General features: G+C 68.3%; 16 protein-coding genes. 6 read left to right on the forward strand and 10 right to left on the reverse strand.

From position 1 onward, the window contains the following. Nucleotides 1–81: 81 nt before the first annotated feature. Nucleotides 82–1,218, forward strand: a complete 1,137-nt coding sequence (locus AC3ISA_RS10835) for a mechanosensitive ion channel family protein (protein WP_489177893.1) — start codon at nucleotides 82–84, stop codon at nucleotides 1,216–1,218. Between the two features lie 141 nt (nucleotides 1,219–1,359). On the opposite strand, the gene AC3ISA_RS10840 is transcribed toward AC3ISA_RS10835, so the two are convergent. The 5 genes from AC3ISA_RS10840 to AC3ISA_RS10860 all read right to left on the reverse strand — a co-directional run bounded on the left by AC3ISA_RS10840 (nucleotide 1,360) and on the right by AC3ISA_RS10860 (nucleotide 7,116). Beyond that, nucleotides 1,360–1,773, reverse strand: a complete 414-nt coding sequence (locus AC3ISA_RS10840) for a surface-adhesin E family protein (protein WP_489177894.1) — start codon at nucleotides 1,771–1,773, stop codon at nucleotides 1,360–1,362. Then, entirely contained in the window at nucleotides 1,770–5,207 is a 3,438-nt protein-coding gene (smc, locus tag AC3ISA_RS10845) for a chromosome segregation protein SMC (protein ID WP_489177895.1), read from the reverse strand. The genes AC3ISA_RS10840 and smc overlap by 4 nt, the downstream gene beginning before the upstream one ends. A gap of 12 nt (nucleotides 5,208–5,219) precedes the next feature. Next, nucleotides 5,220–5,822 (reverse strand): thioredoxin domain-containing protein, encoded by a 603-nt coding sequence (locus AC3ISA_RS10850; RefSeq protein WP_489177896.1) that lies wholly within the window; start codon nucleotides 5,820–5,822, stop codon nucleotides 5,220–5,222. Between the two features lies 1 nt (nucleotide 5,823). After that, nucleotides 5,824–6,468 carry a DsbA family protein gene (locus tag AC3ISA_RS10855; protein WP_489177897.1) on the reverse strand — a complete coding sequence of 215 codons (645 nt, stop codon included), beginning with the start codon at nucleotides 6,466–6,468 and terminating at the stop codon, nucleotides 5,824–5,826. A 96-nt stretch (nucleotides 6,469–6,564) separates the two neighbouring features. Then, entirely contained in the window at nucleotides 6,565–7,116 is a 552-nt protein-coding gene (locus tag AC3ISA_RS10860) for a DUF721 domain-containing protein (RefSeq protein ID WP_159849652.1), read from the reverse strand. A 20-nt stretch (nucleotides 7,117–7,136) separates the two neighbouring features. Here AC3ISA_RS10860 and mutY point away from each other — a divergent pair, with 20 nt between their 5' ends. Further along, on the forward strand, nucleotides 7,137–8,189 hold the full coding sequence (gene mutY, locus AC3ISA_RS10865; protein ID WP_489177898.1) for an A/G-specific adenine glycosylase: 1,053 nt from the start codon (nucleotides 7,137–7,139) through the stop codon (nucleotides 8,187–8,189). A 2-nt stretch (nucleotides 8,190–8,191) separates the two neighbouring features. Here mutY and AC3ISA_RS10870 read toward each other — a convergent pair whose 3' ends face one another. The 4 genes from AC3ISA_RS10870 to AC3ISA_RS10885 all read right to left on the reverse strand — a co-directional run bounded on the left by AC3ISA_RS10870 (nucleotide 8,192) and on the right by AC3ISA_RS10885 (nucleotide 15,099). Continuing rightward, nucleotides 8,192–10,339, reverse strand: a complete 2,148-nt coding sequence (locus AC3ISA_RS10870) for an amylo-alpha-1,6-glucosidase (protein ID WP_489177899.1) — start codon at nucleotides 10,337–10,339, stop codon at nucleotides 8,192–8,194. Between the two features lie 149 nt (nucleotides 10,340–10,488). After that, nucleotides 10,489–11,604, reverse strand: coding sequence for a glycosyltransferase family 4 protein (locus tag AC3ISA_RS10875; RefSeq protein WP_489180098.1), 1,116 nt, complete (start codon nucleotides 11,602–11,604; stop codon nucleotides 10,489–10,491). 210 nt (nucleotides 11,605–11,814) lie between these two features. Beyond that, a complete protein-coding gene (locus AC3ISA_RS10880; protein WP_372693190.1) occupies nucleotides 11,815–12,891 on the reverse strand; it encodes a site-specific DNA-methyltransferase in 1,077 nt (358 codons plus the stop codon). 120 nt (nucleotides 12,892–13,011) lie between these two features. Then, complete coding sequence (locus AC3ISA_RS10885; RefSeq protein ID WP_489177900.1) at nucleotides 13,012–15,099, reverse strand: catalase; 2,088 nt, start codon at nucleotides 15,097–15,099, stop codon at nucleotides 13,012–13,014. Nucleotides 15,100–15,281: 182 nt separating this feature from the next. Between AC3ISA_RS10885 and murC the strand changes: the two genes are divergently transcribed. Continuing rightward, a complete protein-coding gene (murC, locus tag AC3ISA_RS10890; protein WP_489177901.1) occupies nucleotides 15,282–16,724 on the forward strand; it encodes a UDP-N-acetylmuramate--L-alanine ligase in 1,443 nt (480 codons plus the stop codon). An 11-nt stretch (nucleotides 16,725–16,735) separates the two neighbouring features. Here murC and AC3ISA_RS10895 read toward each other — a convergent pair whose 3' ends face one another. Continuing rightward, entirely contained in the window at nucleotides 16,736–17,413 is a 678-nt protein-coding gene (locus AC3ISA_RS10895) for a hypothetical protein (protein WP_489177902.1), read from the reverse strand. A gap of 92 nt (nucleotides 17,414–17,505) precedes the next feature. Here AC3ISA_RS10895 and murB point away from each other — a divergent pair, with 92 nt between their 5' ends. The 3 genes from murB (at nucleotide 17,506) to AC3ISA_RS10910 (ending at nucleotide 20,306) form a co-directional block, all read left to right on the forward strand. Beyond that, complete coding sequence (gene murB, locus AC3ISA_RS10900) at nucleotides 17,506–18,417, forward strand: UDP-N-acetylmuramate dehydrogenase (protein ID WP_489177903.1); 912 nt, start codon at nucleotides 17,506–17,508, stop codon at nucleotides 18,415–18,417. 72 nt (nucleotides 18,418–18,489) lie between these two features. Next, nucleotides 18,490–19,431 (forward strand): D-alanine--D-alanine ligase, encoded by a 942-nt coding sequence (locus tag AC3ISA_RS10905; RefSeq protein WP_489177904.1) that lies wholly within the window; start codon nucleotides 18,490–18,492, stop codon nucleotides 19,429–19,431. Further along, nucleotides 19,419–20,306, forward strand: a complete 888-nt coding sequence (locus AC3ISA_RS10910) for a cell division protein FtsQ/DivIB (protein WP_489177905.1) — start codon at nucleotides 19,419–19,421, stop codon at nucleotides 20,304–20,306. Before AC3ISA_RS10905 ends, AC3ISA_RS10910 begins: the two co-directional genes overlap by 13 nt. The last annotated feature ends 7 nt before the right edge of the window (nucleotides 20,307–20,313 follow it).

Here is a 20,313-nt window from a genome sequence, read left to right on the forward strand (position 1 = left end):
CACCCGGTCGCTGCGCGACCACCCTCCCCGAACGGGGAGGGAGATTCACAACCCTCTCGGCCCTGACGCGTTAGGAAGCCCATGCCTCCCGAAATCATCGCCGTCACCCGCCAGATCCGCGCCCTGTGGCACCGCTTCGACTGGCTGCCCGAATGGGCGGTTGTCATCCTGGTCCTGCTGGTCTTCGTCGGCGGCGGCTGGCTGACGCACAAGATCGTCTTCTCCATCCTGCGCCGGGTGGTCAGGAACAAGGACGTCTTCTGGCGCGGCGTGGTCGAGCGCGCCCGGATCAAGCTGCGTGTCCTGATCATCATCATCGGCATCGGCATCGGCGTGACCGTGTCGCCGATGGACCCCGGACCGTCTCAGGACATCCGCAACATCCTTCAGTTCCTGTTCGTCCTGACTCTGGGCTGGCTGGCCTCGGGCATGCTGGACATGTGGTCGGTCATGCACCTCAAACGGTACAATATCGCCGTCGAGGACAATCTGCTGGCCCGCAAACACCTGACCCAGACCCGCATCCTGCAACGGGTCGCCAAGGTGGTGCTGTTCATCGTCACCGTGGGTCTGGCCCTGATGACCATCGCCGGCTTCCGCCAGTGGGGCGTCAGCCTGCTGGCCTCGGCCGGGGTCGTCGGCATCATCGCGGGCCTCGCGCTTCAGCCGATCCTGACGAACATGGTCGCCGGCATCCAGATCGCCCTGACCCAGCCGATCCGCCTCGACGACGCCGTCATCGTCGAGAACGAGTGGGGCAATGTCGAGGAGATCACCGCCACCTATGTGGTGGTCAAGCTGTGGGACTGGCGCCGGATGGTGCTGCCCCTGTCCTATTTCATCACCACGCCGTTCCAGAACTGGACGCGCGAGAACGCCCGCCTGATCGGCGTGGCCTTCTTCTACGTCGATTACGAAGCCCCGATCGATCGGCTGCGCACCGCTTACGAAGCCATCGTCAAGGCGTCCAAACACTGGGACGGCGACGTCCAGGTGATGCAGGTGACCGACATCACCGAACGCGTGCTTCAGGTCCGCTGCCTGGCCAGCGCCCGCTCGGCCGGCATCGCCTTCGACCTGCGCTGCGAGATCCGCGAGAAGCTGATGGCCTTCATGCGCGACGACTGCCGCGAGGCGCTGCCACGCGATCGCATCGAATGGCCGCAAGGGGAAGATAGGTCTGCATCTCTCCCTCCCCGTACCGGGGAGGGTGGCTGAGCGGAGCGAAGCCGGGTGGGGAGGGCAGGGCGACGTCCCACTGACCTGTCTCGCATCAGGCAGTTGCGTCCCTGCCGGGCCGCCCCCACCCCGTCGCTGCGCGACGACCCTCCCCGGAGCGGGGAGGGAGAGCTGTTGTCGCTAATCCGCCAGAGCCGCCTGTCCTCGCCTGATCGCTTCGTCCAGCGACAAGGTCTCGGCGGGCCGCTCGGCCGCGCAGGCGATGGCCAGCAGCTCCGCCGCATCCCCGCCGGGCGCGGCGGCGTATGCCGATGCCGGATCGGCCGTCGCCGGGCCTTCGGTTCCGTCGGACTTCAAGGATGCAAAGTCCAGTCGGTCCGCCGTCTTCGCCCGGCAGTCGAAGGCCCATCGCGACCAGCCCCCGACATAGGTCACGTCCCCGACCTTGAACCCCGCCTCCGTCACCTGAAGCTCGCGCATCTGGGCCAGGTCGCCCGTGCGTTCGATGGAGGCGACGTCGGCGTAGATGGCGAACCGGCCGACGCCGGTCTCGACCAGTTGGGGATCGATCAGGGCCAGGAGCAGGGCGATCATGCGACCAGGGTCTCCGCCTGGTGCAGGTCCACGCTGACCAACTGGCTCATGCCGCGTTCGGGCATGGTGACGCCGTAGAGGCGGTCCATGCGGCTCATGGTCACGGGGTTGTGGGTGATGACGATGAAGCGGGTGTCGGTGCGGCTGCGCATCTCGTGCAGCATGCGGCAAAAGCGGTCCACGTTGGCGTCGTCCAGCGGGGCGTCCACCTCGTCCAGCACGCAGACGGGGGCGGGGTTGGCCAGGAAGACGCCGAAGATCAGGGCCGCCGCCGTCAGGGCCTGCTCGCCGCCGCTCATCAGGCTCATGACCGACAGCCGCTTGCCGGGCGGGCAGGCGTAGATTTCGAGCCCGGCTTCCAGCGGGTCGTCGCTCTCGACCAGTTTCAGCTCGGCCTGGCCGCCGCCGAACAGGGCCTCGAACAGGGTCTTGAAGTTGGCGTTGATGACGTCAAAGGCCGCCACCAGCCGCTCGCGCCCCTCGGCGTTCAACTCGTCGATGCCGTCGCGCAGCTTGGCGATCGCCTGGGTCAGGTCGATCCGTTCCGACTTCATGCTGTTCAGCCGGTCGCCGTATTCGACGGCCTCGTCCTCGGCGCGGAGGTTGACGGCGCCCAGGGCCTCGCGCTCGCGCTCCAGCCCGTACAGCAGGCTCTCGGCCCCGGCCGCGTCGGGCGGGCGGGCGATGGCGTCGTCGGTCAGCTTACGGCCCAGGTCGTCGGGTGACATCTGGGCGGTCTCGCGCAGGGTGGTCTCGGCCTCGGTCAGCTTCTCGGCGGCGGCCTCGGTGCGGGCGGACAGGCCGGCGCGGGCCTCGCGGGCCTGGCTGGCGGCGGTCTCGGCGGCGCGTGAGGCGCGGTCGGCGTCGGTCGCCTCGGTCTCGGCCTCGGCCATGGCGTCGGACGAGGCCTGTTTGCGCTGTTCGGCGGCGGTCAGGGTGTCGAGCAGCTTGCCGCGTTGTTCGGCGAAGCCCTGGGGCGCGATCTCGGCCTGTTTCAGCTGGGCGGTGGTCTTGTCCGCGTCCTTACCCAGGGCGGCGACGCGGGCGGCGCTGTCCCTGGACCGCGTGATCCAGCCGTCGCGGGCGCGGGTCAGGCTGCCCAACCGCTGTTCACGGCCTTGGCGGTCGCGGGCCTCGGCGTCGCGGTCCGAGCGGGCGGTCTGGGCGGCGAGGCGGGCCGTGTCGGCGGCGGCGCGGGCGGCGGTCAGGTCGTCGCGCAGGCCAGACAGGGTCTCCGATGGAGCCTCCGTGGTCTGGGCGGCGTCCAGTGCGGCTTGAGCTTCGGCCACCTCGGCGGCGAGGCGGGCCACGGTGTCGTCCAGGGCCTGGGCGCGGGCTTCGCGGCGGGCCTGGTCGCGGGCCAAGGTCTCGACGCGGTCGCGGGCGCCGGTCACGGCCTTGTCGGCGGCGAAGGGAGCCAGGCGGGCGGTCTTGACCGAATCCTCGGCGGCGCGGAAGGCGTCGGTGGAGGCTTTCTGGGCGGCCTGGGCCTGCTCCAGGGCGGGTCTGCCCTTGTCGATCTCGGCCTCCAGCTCGGCCAGGCGTGTGCGCTGGCCCAGGCGGACGGCGGCGGGGCGGGGCGCCTCGGCGCGGCTGACGAACCCATCCCAGCGATAGAGGTCGCCCTCGACCGTCACCAGGCGTGCGCCGGTCGGCAAGTCTTGAGCCAGCCGGGCCGCGTCGGCCCTGGCCGCAACGCCGCACAGGGCGAGGCGGGCGGTCAGTTGATCCGGCGCCTGCACATGGTCGGACAGGGGCGTGACGCCGGCGGGCCAAGACGGCGAGGGCGCGTCCGCCCCGCCCCAGTAGGCGGCGGCGCGGGCGTCCAGCGCCGCGTCCAGATCGTCGCCCAGGGCGGCGGCGAGGGCGGCCTCGTAACCCTTGTCGGCGCGCACCTTGTCCAATGCCGGCGGATGATCGCGCTTGCCGGTGACCAGCAGCTGGGCCAGGCCGCGCGCCTCGGTCTGCAGCCGGCCCAGCCGGTCCTCGGCCGCGCGGGCGGCGGTGCGGGCCTCCTGTTCGGTGCGGGCCAGGTCGCCGCGTGTCGCCTCGGCCGCCTCGACGGACTCGCGGGCGGCGGTCAGCTCGGCCTGGGCGGTTTCCAGCGCCTGGCGAGCGGTCTCCAGCTCGGGTGTTTCCAGCGGACCCAGGGCCTCGCGTTCGCGCCTGGCCTGGTCGTGCTGGCCGGTGACGCGCGCCAGCCGTGTCTCGGCGTCACGCTTGCGCGCCGTCTCGGCGTTGGCGCGGGCCTCGACGGCGGCGAGCATCCCGGCCAAGCGTTCGACCTCGCCGTCGGCGGCCTTGCGGGCGTCCTCGGCGGCGGCCAGCGCCTTGTCCAGTTCGGGGCCGCGTTCGGGGGCGGCGGCGATCTCGGCCTTCAGCTTCGTCAGTTCGTGGTCCAGCCGGTCCAGTTCGCGCTGGGCGTCGGCGGCCATGTTGGTTTCACGCTCGACGTCGGCGGCGATGCGGCCGGCCTCGGCCTTCAGTCGGTCGACCTCGGCGCGGGCCGCCTGTTCGGCTATGTCGAGCCGGTCGCGCTCCAGGCTGGCGCGGTGCAGCAGGGCCGAGGCGACGGCGTCCTCCTCGCGCGCCGGCTTCAACGCCTCTTGGGCGGCCAGCGCAGCAGTCTGTGCGGCGGCGGCGGCGGTCGTCGTCTCGGCCACAGCACGATCGGCGGCGCGCAACTCCTCGGCGGCGGCCTCGGCGGCCAACCGGGCGTCGTTCCAGCGGACGAACAGCAGCGCGGCCTGAAGGGCGCGGATCTCGGCGCTGATCTTCTTGTATTTCTCGGCCTGGCGCGCCTCACGCTTCAGCCGGTTCAGCGCCGTTTCCAGCTCGCGGCCGATGTCGTCCAGCCTGTCCAGATTGGTCTCCGCCGCCTTGAGTCGCAGCTCGGCTTCGTGGCGGCGGGTATGCAGACCGGCGACCCCGCCCGCCTCTTCCAGGATGCGGCGGCGGTTCTGGGGTTTGGCGGCGATCAGCTCGCTGATCTGGCCCTGCCGCACCAGGGCGGGGGAGTTTGCGCCGGTCGAGGCGTCGGCGAACAGCAGTTGCACGTCACGCGCCCGGACCTCCTTGCCGTTGATGCGATAGGTCGAGCCCTGGCCCCGGTCGATGCGGCGCGACACCTCCAGCACCGGACTGTCGGTAAAGGGCTGGGGTGCGCGGCGTTGCGCGTTGTCGATGGTCAGGCTGACTTCGGCGTGGCTGCGCGGCGGTCGGCCGGCGGCGCCGGAGAAGATGACGTCGTCCATGCCCTGGCCGCGCATGGCCTTGGCCGAGTTGGCCCCCATGACCCAGCGCAGGCCCTCAAGGACATTGGACTTGCCGCAGCCGTTGGGGCCGACCACGCCGGTCAGGCCGGATTCGATATGCACCTCCGCCGGGTCGACGAACGACTTGAAGCCGACGAGCCGGAGGCGCTGGAACTGCATCGCCCTGGCGGACTACCGGCGCAGCAGAGGGTCGATGGCGGCCGACAGGGCGTCCAGCGAATGGTCGGTCACTGCGGTTCCGTTGACGAAGAAGGTGGGCGTGCCGGTGACGCCGGCCGCATTGGCGCCCGTGATCTGGGCGTCCAGTTCAGCACGGATGGTCGGGCCTTGCAGGCAGGTCTCGATCTGCTCGCGCGTCTTGCCGCTGGCGGCGATGCCGGCCGCGAACCAGGGCTGAGGCCCCGTGGTGCGCAGATTGGCCTGGTCTCGCATGAAGACCGCCGCCACGTCGAAGTAGCGTTCCGGCGCAGCGCACAGGGCCACCGCGGCGGCGGCGGCGGCGACATTGGCGGGCTGGGTCGGCAGGTTGCGGTGAACCAGCCGGACCTTGCCGGTGTCGATATATTTGGCCTTGAACGCCGGCAGCACGGTGTTGTGGAAATCCGCGCAGTGCGAACAGGTGAAGGACGCGTATTCGATCACCGTCACCGGCGCATCCGCGCGACCCAGGACATGGTCCTGGGCCGTGACGGGCGGGGGCGCATCGGCGGCGAAGGCCGGCGCCGCAGTCAAGGCTGCGGCGAATGACAGGGCGAGGAAGACGCGTCGCATCATCTTACTTGGCCAGGGCTGCGTCGATGGCGGTGGACAGGTCGGTCAGGCTTGCGCCTTCGCCGCCCGGCGAGATGACCTGGGTGTCGTTGACGTAGAAGGCCGGGGTGCCGGTCACGCCCTGGGTGCGGGCGGCTTGGACGCGCTTCTCCATGGCGGCGACGGCGTCCTTGTCGGTGACGCAGTCGTTGAACTGCTGCTCGGACATTCCGGCGGCCTGGGCGGTGCGCAGCAGCCACTCGCGCGGCGACGAGGTCAGCATCTCTTGCTGGGTCGCCATCAACTGGTGGACGACGTCGAAATACTTGTCCGGGCCGGCGCAGCGAGCGATCAGGAAGCCTGCGGTGGCGGCGTCGACCGGCGGGGTCGGCAGTTCGCGGAAGACGTAGCGCACCTTGTTGGTGTCCACATATTTGGCCTTGAAGGCGGGCCAGGTGTTCTTCTGCCACTGCGCGCAGTGGGGGCAGGTGACCGAGGCGTATTCGACCACGGTGACCTTGGCGCCTTCCGGCGCGCCCAGACCCATGTCGCCCTCGGCCGCGCCCTTGGATCCGCCGCCGCACGCGGCCAGAGCCATGGTCGCCAGGGCGGCGCCGGTGATGGCCGCACGACGGCTCATGCGGACGAAGCGGGATTCAGTGTCGGCCATGGGACTTCCTTGATCGGATCGTTGGCGAATGGTGGCGCGATTCCCCTGGAACGACGACACCCCAGACTTGTCGAGAACAGGTGCGGCGAAGTTTTGTCAATCCTGCCTGTCGGTGCGCGAAAGCGCGACGCGGCCCAGGCGGGCGAGGGCGGCGCGCAGATCGTCGGGGGCGGAGGCGATGGAGGCGGCGAGATCGGCCTCGGCCTGGGCGGGCAGGGGCGGCGGCTTGGCGCTGCGTTTGGGGCGCGAGGCGGCCTCTTTCAGCGGGGCCACCGGCCCTTGGGCGATGCGCAGGCGATCGACCGTTCCGGCGCCGAGGAACAGGTTCACGCGGGCCAGGATGTCTTCCGACTGATGCTGGATCAGCAGGGCGGCGGCGCCGGCGACGCGCAGCTCCAGCACGCCGGGCTGGCCGCCCTTGCCCTTGGTCAGTTTTTGGGGGCGGGTGACGCGGGCCAGTCGGTCGCCGACGATCTCGCGCCAGCGGGGCTCCAGCGCGCCGGCGCCGCGTCCGAACTGCTCGTCCAGCTTCTTGATCAGCGGCGTCAGCGCCTTGCCCGCGCGCGGCGCCGGCCGGGGGACCGGACGGGTGCGGCGGCGAGACAGGATCTCCCGGACCTCGGCGTCTGTGGGCAGCGTGCGGCGCATGGGTCTATATAGCCCGACCGATGCCCGACGTCTCTCCCGACATAGACCTGATCCGATCCGACCTGCTGGCCTGGTATGAGGCCCATGCGAGGAGCCTGCCTTGGCGGGCGGTCGTGGGCGCGGCGCGGACCAAACCTTACCGCGTCTGGCTGTCGGAGGTCATGCTGCAGCAGACGACGGTGCCGCATGCGACGCCCTATTTCCACGCCTTCACCACACGGTGGCCCACGGTCTCGGACCTGGCGGCGGCCGAGGATGCGGAGGTGATGGGGGCCTGGGCGGGGCTGGGCTACTACGCCCGCGCTCGCAACCTGCTGGCCTGTGCGCGGGCGGTGGCGGGCGAGCATGGCGGGGTGTTCCCGGATACGGAGGCCGCCCTGCTGGTCCTGCCGGGGGTGGGCGCCTATACGGCCGCGGCCGTGGCTTCCATCGCCTTCGACCGGGCGGCCAATGTGGTGGACGGCAATGTCGAGCGGGTCATGGCGCGACTGTTCGCGGTCGAGACGCCGGTCCCGGCCGCCCGACCCGAGCTGAGGCGTTTGGCGGGCCTGTTCATCACAGACGAGCGGCCGGGCGACTGGGCGCAGGCGCTGATGGACCTGGGCGCGACGGTGTGCCGGCCCAAGTCGCCGTCGTGCGGGGCTTGTCCCGTGGCGAGCGAATGCCTGGGTCTGGTCAGCGGCGACCCGGCGCGGTTTCCGCTCAAGACCAAGAAGGCGGATCGACCGCACCGGCGGGGCAAAGCCTATGTGTTGGTCGACGATCAGGGGCGGGTCGCGGTGGAGACGCGGCCGGACAAGGGGCTGCTGGGCGGAATGCTGGGCCTGCCGACCAGTGAGTGGGCGATGGACGCGCCGACGGGGGAGCCGCCGATCAAGGCCGACTGGCGCGAGGCGGGGGCGGTGGAGCACGTCTTCACCCACTTCAGCCTGACCCTCACGGTGATGACGGCGCGGGGCGAGGCGGAGGATGGCCCCTGGCGCTGGATGCCGGTCGAGGCGGCGCGAGCGGCCCTGCCCACGGTGTTCGCCAAGGCGCTGGATCGGGCGAGCGCGCCAGACCTTTTCACATAGGCTTACCGCAGGGTGCGGATCGCGACCTTGCCTTGTTTGTGGTTGGGGATGACGACGGCGCGGCCGCCGGCGTGCTGGATGTTCAGATCGACGACGGAGCCGCCGACCTCCAGGCCAGTGATCCTCAGGCGGTCCAGGCCCGCGGGCAGGACGGGGTCGGCCAGATCGACCGTCTCGGTCCAGGCGTCGATGGACAGGCCCAGCGTGGCCTGAAGCATCAGGAAGACCGATCCCGCCGCCCAGGCCTGGGGCAGGCAGGCGACCGGATAGGCGATGGGCGGCTCGCCCGGCTCGCGGGGGAAGCCGCAGAACAGTTCGGGCAGGCGTAGGTGGAAGTGGGCAGCGGCGGCGTAGATTTCGGCCAGGATGGCGGCGACGGCGTCGCGCTCGCCATAGTTGGCCATGCCTGCGGCGGCCATGGCGGTGTCGTGGGGCCAGACCGAGCCGTTGTGATAGCTCATCGGGTTGAAGCGGGCCTGGCCCAGCTCAAGCGTGCGGATGCCCCAGCCGGTGCGGAACTCGGCCGACAGCAGGCGTTTGGTGACGCGGCGCGCGCGTTCCAGTGACGGCAGTCCGGTGAACAGCAGATGGCCGGCGTTGGAGGCGATGGCGCGGCACTGCTCGCCGTCGCCGTCCAGGGCCACAGCGTAGAAGCCCTCGTCCTCCATCCAGAACTTGTCCTCGACCAGGGCGCGAACCTGTTCGGCGCGCATCCGCCATTCGGTCGTGCGGTCGTCGTGCAGACGCTCGCCCAGGTCGGCCAGTGCCTTCCAGGCGGCGAAGGCGTAGCCTTGGACTTCTAGCAGCGCGATCGGGCCCTTGGGGAAGCGGCCGTCGGCGTGGAAGATGGAGTCTTCGGAGTCCTTCCAGCCCTGGTTCGACAGGCCGGTGTCGGCGCCGCGCTGATAGTCGATCAGGCCGTCGTTGTTGCTGTCGCCATAGTCGCGCATCCAGTCGGCGGCGGCGATCAGATTGGGCCAGAGCGTGCGGATCAGGTCCAGATCGCCGGTGCGGTTGGCGTAGGCGCCCGCCAGGGCGATGAACAAGCAGGTGGTGTCGACCCCGCCGTAATAGAGTCCGAACGGCACCTCGTGCAGGGCGCTCATCTCGCCGCCGCGCGTCTCGTGCATGATCTTGCCGGGCTGGCTGTCCTGGAACAGCGAGGTCTCGGTCGCCTGGCGTGAGGCCAGATAGGTCAGGACGCCCTTGGCCAGGGACGGGTCCAGCCACAGCATCTGCCAGGCGGCGATGATGCCGTCGCGCCCGAACGGGGTCGAGAACCAGGGCGTGCCTGCATAGGGATAGGGGCCGGTCGGCAGGTCGGTGGTCAACAGGGCCATGTCGGCCCTCGACTGATCCAGCCAGTCGTTGAACCGCGGGCTGCGTGGGCCGCGCACCGAGGCGCCGCGACGGCGTTTGGCGCGCATGGCCAAGCGCGCCTGGACGGCGTTTCGACGCCAACGGCCGGCGTCCGGCGTCTCGCAGGCATCGACGCCGCATTCGATGAACAGGTCCATGGCCCGGCCCTTCGGCAGGCTGAACATGAACTCGGCCCTCTGGTGCGTCAGGCGGGCGGGCGGCTCGGAGAAGGCCAGGCAGCTGGAGCGATCGACATCGTCCAGACCGGTGTAACGGAAGGTGACGCGGCGACCGTCGGTGGTCGGGGTATGGATCGTGCCACGCTTGGCCCTGGGCGTGCCGCGCACCTGGAAGATGTCAGCGAAGTCGGCGCCGAAGTCGAAGGCCAGCGGCAGGAGGATGTCCTCCACGCCGTGGTTGACCATCTGGATCCGTTCGAACATCCGTCGGCCCCACAGGAAGCGACGCCGCTCGATATGCAGCACGCCGGCAGGGGCGGACCGGCCGCCCATCGGGGGCAGCGGGCGGTTGGTCGTGTGGCAGGAGAAGAAGACGTTGTCCTGACTGACGCCCGACGACAGTCGCGACGGCTTCAGCAGGCCGACCGTCATGGCCCAGCGCGACAGGACGCGGGTGTCGTCGGCAAACAGGCCGTCGGCGCCGCCCTTCATGTCGCCCCAGCCGTCCGCAACCAAAAATGTGTCGCCGTCCTTCAGCGCCATCAACTGCTCAAGGCCGGAGGCCTCTACCGATTCGCCGGCGGTCAGTTGGGTGGAATAGGCGTCGTCCATGCGGTCTCTTCCCCGTCGTTTGAGGCCTTGGCCGAACGTGTCGCACCCGAATGCGGCGCTGAGGGGCCGCTTGAGTGATGAAATGAAGCAGGCGTCGGAGGGTTCACCTCCGCCGCCTGTTTTTCTTCGATAATCGTCGGCTGTGACGCTTAGGCGATGGCGGCGAAGCTGCGGTCTTCCTCAAGGGGGCGTAAGGGAGTGACCACATTGTCCAGCGCCGCTTCGGCGAAGGGGCGGCGAGCCAGGAGGTCGCCGTAGACGTCCAGATAGCGGCGGGCCATGGCGGTGGCCGAGAACCGCAGGTCGAAACGGGCGCGAACGGCCTCGCGGTCCAGCAGGTGGGCGCGGCCGGCGGCGGCGATAGCCTGTTCCATCGTATCGACCAGGAAGCCGGTTGCGCCGTCCTCGATGATCTCGGGCGTCGAGCCGCAGCGGAATGCGACGACGGGCGTGCCGCAAGCCATGGCCTCGATCATCACAAGGCCGAAGGGTTCGGGCCAGTCGATGGGGAAGAGCAGGGCGTCGGCGCCGCCAAGGAAGGCGGACTTCTGATGGTCGCCGATCTCGCCGATGAACTCGATCAGGGGATTGCCCTCGACCATGGGGCGGATGATTTCCTCCCAATAGCGTTTGTCGGCGGCATCCACCTTGGCGGCGATCTTCAGCCGCTTGCCAAGCTTCGTGGCGATCTCGATGGCGCGGTCGGGACGTTTCTCGGGCGAGATCCGGCCCAGGAAGGCGAGGTAGTCCTCAGACCTGGGCGAAAAGAGATACTGTTCGCCGGGCATGCCGTGATGGACGGTCGCCTTCCAGTTGGCGAAATGCAGGGGCTTGCGCTGGTCGTCGGAGATGGAGACCAGGCCGAACTCGCTCCAGCGGGCGTAGACGCCGGGCAGGTCCTTCATGTCCAGGCGGCCGTGCAGGGTGGTGATCGTCTTGTCCGCCAGTTCCCGGAACAGCGGGAAATGGATCATGTCGGTGTGGAAGTGGATCACGTCGAACTCGTCTGCGCGGTCCATCACCTCGCCCAGCATGGACAGGTGAGCGGCGAGGTCGGATTTCAGCGGCGCGGGATCAAGGCGGATGGCCTGATCGCGAACGGGAACCAGGCGCGCCTTGGTCTGGGCGTCGGCGCTGGCGAACAGGGTGACGTCATGGCCCAGATCTACCAAGGCGTCGGTCAGGTGCGCGACGACGCGTTCAGTGCCGCCGTAAAGCTTTGGAGGAACGGCCTCGTAAAGCGGGGTGACCTGCGCGATCTTCATGATGTTGTGCTCCGACCCCGCAATGGCGGGGGCCGTGGACAACAATGATCTCGCAACTGCGAAGTTCCACGGTTCGATGCGAATTTTCACATAGGTTTCGGTGGGTTACAGCGAAGCTGACCCAATGTCAGTGTGCGGATTCGTACGTTTCGGATTCGTCCGCGCCGCTAAGTGATTGATGTGGCTGATGCGACGCGGCGTCGCACCGGCCTACATCGCGGCGCGAACCTCGGAGCGCAGGGCGTCGATGGATTTCAGGCCCTGGTCGGTCTTGAAGCGCCAATAGGTCCAGCCGTTGCAGGCGGGGGCGTTTTCAAACAGGGCGCCCAGCTTGTGGATCGAGCCGCTGAGCGAGCCGGACACCAGCGAGCCATCGGCGCGGACGCGGGCCTCGCGCTCGCCCTTGGGGCAGTAAAGACGGTCGCCGGGATGCAGCAGGCCGGCCTCGACCAGGGCGCCGAAGGGCACCTTGGGCTCGGCGCGCTTGGAGCCCGTGACCATCAAATCGTCGGCGCTGGCGGGGATGACCGAGGCGATGCGGGTCGCGGCGACGTCGGCATAGGTCTCGTCACGCTCGATGCCGATGTAATGGCGGCCCAGCCGCTTGGCGGCGGCGCCGGTGGTGCCGGTGCCGAAGAAGGGGTCCAGGATCACGTCGCCGGGACGGGTCGCCGACAGCAGGACGCGGTGCAGCAGGGCCTCGGGCTTTTGCGTCGGATGGGCCTTCTTGCCGTCGGCGTCCTTGATCCGCTCTTCTCCGGTGCACAGGGCGAAGGTCCAGTCCGACCGCATCTGGGTGTCTTCGTTGAAGGCCTTCATCGCATCGTAGTTGAAGGTGTAGCGCTTCTGATCGCGGCTCTTGGCGGCCCAGATCAGGGTCTCGTGGGCGTTGGTGAACCGGGTGCCCTTGAAGTTCGGCATCGGGTTGGACTTGCGCCAGATGATGTCGTTCAGCACCCAGAAGCCCAGGTCCTGGATGGCCGAGCCCAGGCGGAAGACGTTGTGATAGGAGCCGATCACCCAGATTGAACCCTCCGGCTTCAGCACGCGGCGGCATTCCGCCAGCCAGGCGCGGGTGAAGGCGTCGTAGTCGGCGAAGCTGGCGAACTTGTCCCAGTCGTCATCGACGGCGTCGACCTTGGAATTGTCGGGACGCAGCAGGTGGCCGCCCAGCTGCAGATTATAGGGGGGGTCGGCGAAGACCATATCCACCGAGGCGTCGGGCAGGCTCTTCAGCACTTCGATGCAGTCGCCACGGTGAATGACGTCGGTCTTCAGATCGGACATGGAACGCGGTCTCGCAACAATGAGACCGCTATGGTGAATCCTTACGGTTAAGGCAGTGTTGAAATCCGCCCGGTCCCGTCATCCCAGGCACAGGGCCTGGGATGACGAAAGGTGGGGCGATCAGGCCAGCATGCGCACCTTGGGCTCGCGATCCCACTGGCGGGTGCGGGCGGGGGCGAGGAAGGCCCCGGCGTCCTTGGACAGGTCGATAACGCCGGCGTCCGGCTGGACGCCCGCCTTGTCCAGCAGGGACTGTGCCTCGGGCGTGTGACCGATAGCCTTGAGGTGGCCGAAGGCGTCCTTGGCGAAATCGACCGCGGCCCCTTCCTTCAGCAACTGAGCGCAGCCGTCCTCGGACAGGACGATGGCGACGGCGTCGAACAGGACCGATGGGCTGCCGGCCAGTTGTCCGTCGGCAGCCAGGGTCTTGCCGCCCTTCAGCTTGGCCCCGCCGATCTTGGGCGCGACGATGAAGACCGAGCCGCCGTCGCCCTCGACCGTCGCACGCACGGCGTCGATCACCGCGCCGTCCGAGCCGTCGGCGACCAGGATGGCGACCTTTCGGCCCTTCAGGGTGTCGGGATATTTGCCGACGATGCGCAGGGCAGGCGAGGCGTCCAGGTCGATTGGTGTGACGGCCGGTTCCGACGCCTTGGGCAGGGGCAGGTTCAGGCCGTCGGCGACCCGCTGAGCCAGGGTGTCGTCCACGTTCTGGAGATTGGCCAGCACGCGGTCGCGGACGTGGGCCAGCGAGACCTTGGACAGTTCGAACACGATAGCGCTGGCCAAATGGGCCTGTTCGATCTCGGTCTGGGAGCGGAAGAACAGACGCGCCTGGCTGTAGTGGTCGGCGAAGGTCTCGGCGCGCAGCCGGACCTTCTCGCCCTCGACCGGCACGGCCGCAGTGCGGAAGCCGCCCTTGGGATCTTCACGCGGGCCGCCGTCCTCGCCCGCCTGCGCCAGGCTGTTGGGTTCATAGTTGGCGCGGCCCTTTGGCACGGCCATCTGCATGTGGCCGTCGCGCTGGAAGTTCTGGAAGGGGCAGCCCTTGGCCTGGTTGATCGGAATCTGGTGGAAGTTCACCGTGCCCAGGCGTGACAGCTGGGTGTCCTGATAGGAGAACAGCCGGCCCTGCAGCAGCGGGTCCTCCGAGAAGTCGATGCCCGGCACAATGTTGGTCGGCAGGAAGGCGACCTGTTCCGTCTCGGCGAAGAAGTTGTCGGGGTTGCGGTTCAGGACCATGCGGCCGATCACGCGGATCGGATAATCCTCTTCCGGCACAAGCTTGGTGGCGTCGAGAATGTCGAAGGGCAGGGCGTCGGCCTGTTCCTGGGTGAACAGCTGCACGCCGAACTCCCATTCGGGGAAGTCGCCCTGGGCGATGGCCTCATACAGGTCGCGACGGTGATAGTCGGGGTCGGCGCCGGCGATCTTGACCGCCTCATCCCAGCAGGTGGACTGCGTCCCCAGCTTGGGCCGCCAGTGGAACTTGACCAGGGTCGCCTCGCCGTCCGCGTTCAGCAGGCGGAAGGTGTTGACGCCGAAGCCTTCCATCATGCGCAGGCTGCGCGGGATGCCGCGATCCGACATGGCCCACATGACCATGTGCATGCTCTCGGGCATCAGGCCGATGAAGTCCCAGAAGGTGTCGTGGGCGCTGGCCGCCTGGGGATAGCCCTTGTCGGCCTCCATCTTCACCGAATGGATCAGGTCGGGGAACTTGATCGCGTCCTGGATGAAGAAGACGGGGATGTTGTTGCCGACCAGATCCCAGTTGCCCTCGGTCGTATAGAATTTGACCGCAAAGCCGCGCACGTCGCGCGGCGTATCCACCGAGCCTGCGCCGCCGGCGACGGTCGAGAAGCGGGTGAAGAGCTCGGTCTTCTTGCCGACCTCGGTCAGGATCTTGGCGGTGGTGAAGTCCGACAGACTGTCGGTCAGTTCGAAGAAGCCGTGGGCGGCCGAGCCGCGGGCATGGACTATGCGCTCGGGGATGCGCTCATGGTCGAAATGCTGGATCTTCTCGCGAAGGATGAAGTCCTCCAGCAGGGTCGAGCCGCGCGGGCCGGCTTTGAGCGAGTTTTGATTGTCGCTGATCGGCACGCCGTGATTGGTCGTGGTGCGGGTCTGTGGCGTCGAGGCGGTCTGGTGCAGTTCGCCGGCATTGCCGAGCGTGGACGCACCGGCGGAGGTGGGTGTCTTGGCCATCTGGAAACCTTGGGGCGGCGGCGTCGACAGGGGTGCGGCGCGCGTTACCATCATAACGTTGCGGGGATGCGATGGTTCTGTGCGGGATCGCGCACAGGCAGCGCGGTGATCGCCCTCAGAAAAGTTCGCTCCGTATGCGGCGCGCCCTTCGCATGCGGCGAGGCGGAGTCTATGACGCGACGATGATCGCACGCCTTCGCCCCGTCCCGTTCGACCTCGGTCCCGTCCATTTCGTTGGCATCGGCGGCATCGGCATGAGCGGCATCGCCGAGATCATGCTGAAGATCGGCTATTCGGTGCAGGGCTCGGACGCCAAGGCCAGCGCCAACACCGAACGCCTGGAACAGCTGGGCGCCCGAATCTTTATCGGCCATGACGCGGCCCATGTGGGCGAGGGCGTCTCAGCAGTCGTCTATTCGACCGCAGTCAAGGCCGAGAACCCCGAGATGAAGACGGCGCGCGAGCGCCGCATCCCCCTGGTGCGCCGGGCCGAGATGCTGGCCGAGCTGATGCGGTTGCAATTTTCCATCGCGGTCGGCGGCACGCATGGCAAGACGACGACGACCTCGATGGTCGCTGCCCTGCTGGACGCGGCCGGGCTGGACCCGACGGTGGTCAACGGCGGCATCATCAACGCCTATGGCACCAACGCCAAGGTCGGCGACGGCGACTGGATCGTCGTCGAGGCGGACGAGAGCGACGGCAGCTTCCTGCGCCTGAAATCGACGGCGGCCATCGTGACCAACATCGATCCCGAGCATCTGGACCACTACGGCGACTTCGACGGGGTTCGGAAGGCGTTCGTGGATTTCGTCGAGAACATTCCCTTCTACGGCTTCGCCGCCGTCTGCCTGGACCACCCCGAGGTGCAGCGGCTGGTGGCGGCCATCGATAACCGGCGGCTGGTGACCTATGGCGTCAATCCGCAGGCGATGGTGCGGGCCGAGAACATCGACATGGGGCCGGACGGATGCCGGTTCGACGTGGTGTTCCACGGGGCGGGCGCGGACGCCGACGAGACGCGGATCGACGGCCTGTATCTGCCCATGGCCGGGGGCCACAACATCGCAAACGCCCTGGCCGCCATCGCCGTGGCGCGCGAGCTGAACGTGGCCGACGAGGCGATCAGGACCGGCCTGGCCGGCTTCGGCGGGGTCAAGCGCCGCTTCACCACCACGGGCGTGGTCGGGGGCGTGCGGATCGTGGACGATTACGGCCACCACCCTGTCGAGATCGCCGCCGTCCTGAAGGCCGCGCGCCAGGTGGTGCAGAACGCCGAGGGCGACGGCCGCGTCATCGCGGTGGTCCAGCCGCACCGTTACACCCGCCTGCGCGACCTGATGGAAGAGTTCTCGACCTGTTTCTCGGACGCCGACGCGGTGGTCGTGGCCGACGTCTATGCGGCGGGCGAGACGCCGTTGGAGGGCGTGGACAAGCATGCTCTGGTCGAGGGCGTCCGTCGCTTCGGCCATCGCTCGGTTCAGGCGCTGGACGGCGTCGAGGCCCTGCCGGGCGTGATCGCGGGCGAGGCCAAGGCGGGCGATCTGGTCGTGCTGCTGGGCGCCGGCGACATCACGTCATGGGCCTATGCCCTGCCGGGGCAGTTGGAGGCGTTGAACGGCTGACTGTCCGCGCCTCAGAGATGGGCGAGGATCATGTTGCCCGCGATGAAGGCCAGAAAGCCAGCCATCACAAAGGCGGTGGCGAAGGAGGACAGCCACTCCTGTCGCCCGCGTATGCCGAGCACCTCCTGTTCACTCAGGCCCCCGGCGGCAAGCCGTTTCCGGTCCGCTTCGAACAATGGGACGAGGCAGGCAAAACAGAGCGCCATCGGCAAGAAGACGATGACCAGTTGAACCAGGCTGGAAAAAGAGGCCCGACCTGCGCTGAATCGCCAAAGGAATGACGTCAGTACTTCCTGATGGCCCAAGGGGGCGTAGGCGGCGATCAGCGAGCTCATTCCGACCAGATACAAGAGAGCGTAGACGGCGATCTGGCGCGCCCTCCACTTGATCCGTGGAGGTGGCTGGGTGGGCTCTGAACCAAAGCCTGGCATCTCCTCGCCGAACAGGAATTCGCCAGCCGCCTGCTTGCGTCGGATGTGCCAGAACCATCGATAGGTCGCGGCGTGCAGGATGGGCAGGCCGATTACGGCGACGAACCCGACCAGAATCAGGTTCAAGACTTCTTCGGCGGTGATGGCGATCGCAGTATAGGTGTTTACGGCGTAGACGAGCGCGATCCAGCCCATCAGCATGACCGCCGTCAGAACCATCGAGACGGCGAGAATCTTGACCACTTGAACGGGTTTCATGATGCGACCCTAGGCGATGCAGGATGGGGCAGGCCAGCGGCCTTGTTCGTCTACGCTTTGACTTCGGCGGCGGCGCCTTTATCGGACATCGCATGACCCTGAGTGACGATCTTCCTGCCGTGCGCGGCAAGCTGCTGCGCGACGAACCCCTCGGCCCCTACACCTGGTTCCGGGTGGGCGGCGCGGCCGACGCCCTGTTCATCCCGGCGGACGCCGACGATCTGGCGGATTTCCTGAAGGCGTTTGACCCGACTGTCCCCGTGACCGTGCTGGGCGTCGGCTCGAACGTCATTGTGCGCGACGGCGGGGTCGAGGGGGTGGTGATCCGCCTGGCCGGGCGGCCGTGGGCGCAGATCACGACGGACGGCGATACGATCACGGCCGGCGCGGGCGCGCTGGATTCCATGGTCGCCAAGGCTTCGGCCAAGGCGGGCCTCGCCGGGCTGGAATTCTATGCCGGCATTCCGGGCACCATCGGCGGCGCCTTGACCATGAACGCCGGCTGCTATGGTTCAGAGACCAAGGACGTGCTGGTCTCGGCATGGGGGCTGAACCGCAAGGGCGAGCGGGTCGATTACGCCCTGGCGGATTTCGGTTACACCTATCGCCATAGCCAAGCGCCGGCTGACATCATCTGGATCGAGGCGACGTATCGCGGCACGCCCGACGCGCCCGAGGCCGTCGCCGCCCGGATCAACGACATCACCAGCCGCCGTGAGACCACCCAGCCGATCCGCGAAAAGACCGGCGGCTCCACCTTCAAGAACCCGCCCGGCCATTCGTCGTGGAAGCTGGTCGACGAGGCTGGCTGGCGCGGCAAGCTGCACGCCGAGACCGGCGGCGGCGCCATGTTCAGCGACCTGCACTCCAACTTCATGATCAACCCCGGCGAGGCGACAGCCGCCGACATCGAGGGTCTGGGCGAGGCGGTGCGCGCCGATGTGCTGGCCAAGACCGGCATTCAGTTGGAGTGGGAGATCAAGCGGATCGGCCGCGCGACCTAACCACAAAATTTCAATCGCGGGGGCGAGAAGGTTGATGGCTTGTTAAACATGTAGGCCGCAATCGGAGACGTCATGGCCCGCGCTTTCAAAGACCTTCATGTCGCCGTCCTGATGGGCGGCCTTTCCGCCGAGCGGGAGGTTTCGCTCTCCTCGGGCGAGCAGTGCGCCCAGGCGCTGGAGCGGCAGGGCGTGCGCGTCAGTCGCGTGGACGCCGGGCGCGATCTGGCCAATGTGTTGTCCGGCCTGATCAAGCCCGATGTGGTGCTGAACTGCCTGCACGGCGCCTGGGGCGAGGACGGTTGCGTCCAGGGCGTGCTGGAGACGTTGAAGATTCCATATAGCCATTCCGGCGTGCTGGCCTCGGCCCTGGCGATGGACAAGGACAAGTCGAAGGCCGTCTTGCGGGCGGCGGGCATCAAGGTGCCGGGCGGCGGCCTGTATGATCGCCACGAGGTCGCCAGCCGTCACGTCATCGAACCGCCCTATGTGGTCAAGCCGAACGCAGAGGGGTCGTCCGTGGGCGTATTCCTGGTGCGCGAGGGCGCCAATCGGCCCGTCGCCGAGGTTGGCGAGCCCGGCTGGACCTATGGCGAACAGGTCGTGGTCGAACCCTATATCGCCGGCAAGGAGCTGTGCGTCACGGTGTTGGGCGAACCGGCCGGGCCGCGCGCCCTGACAGTCACCGACATCACCCCGACCAAGGGCTTCTACGACTACGAGGCCAAATATGCGCCGGGCGGGTCTGTGCACGTCCTGCCCGCTGTCCTGCCGCCCGCCGTGTTCGAGGCCGCGATGCGTCAGGCCGAGGCCGCGCACGTCGCCATGGGGTGCCGGGGCGTGTCGCGATCCGACTTCCGTTATGACGATGTTAAGGACGATCTGGTCCTGTTGGAGGTCAATACTCAGCCCGGCATGACCCCGACTTCGCTCGCGCCCGAGCAGGCGGCCTACACCGGGATGAGCTATGACGATCTGGTTCGGTGGATGGTGGAGGACGCCTCATGCCCGCGGTAGTTCGCGGCGGTCGGCGACAGAGTTCTAATCAGGCTCCCCAACGTGGCGCGGCTCCCAAGGGCGGAGGTCGGTCGCGTGGCGGGGCCAAGAACGCGTCCGCCATTCCCGGCAAGATGGCCGCCATCGGCCGTGTCGATATTTCACCCCGCACCGCCGTGATCGCCCTGGGCGCCGGCGCGCTGCTGCTGGTCGGGGTTCTGGCCACGGGTGCGCGCGCCGAGCGGATCGGCGCGTCTGTCTCGCACGGGATGGACAATCTGACGGCCGGCATGGGGCTGACGCTGAAGCGGGTGCACATCACAGGCGCCTCGCCCGAGGCCGAGCCCGCCATCCAGCAGGCGCTGGGCCTGTATTCCGGCCAGCCGATCACCAGCCTGGATCTGGACGCCATTCGCATGCGGGTTCAGGGCGTGGGCTGGGTCAAGGAGGCGCGCGTGGTGCGCCTGTTGCCCGACACCCTGATCGTCGAGGTCAAGGAACACGACCGCCTCGCCGTCTGGCAGGAGGCCGGTCAGATCAAGGTCATCGACGCGCGCGGTCAGGTCATCGACGGGGCCGATGCGCGCCGTTACCCGACCCTGCCGCTGGTCGTGGGCAAGGGCGCCGATGTGGCGGCGGGCGAAATCCTGCCGCTGCTGGCTCAGCGTCCGCGTCTGATGGGGATGGTGGACGCCCTGGTGCGCGTGGACGAGCGCCGCTGGGACCTGCGTCTGAAGGACGGCAGCCTGATTCAGTTGCCCGCCACCGAACAGGAGGCGGCCCTGATCCGCCTCGATGCGCTGGACCAGCGCGAACGCCTGCTCGACCTGGGCTTCGCCCGCGTCGATCTCAGAACCCCGGACGAGGTCGCCGTGCGACCCACCGGCGACGCCTAGGAACGCC

Source organism: Brevundimonas sp. KH_058 (genome assembly GCF_057838505.1).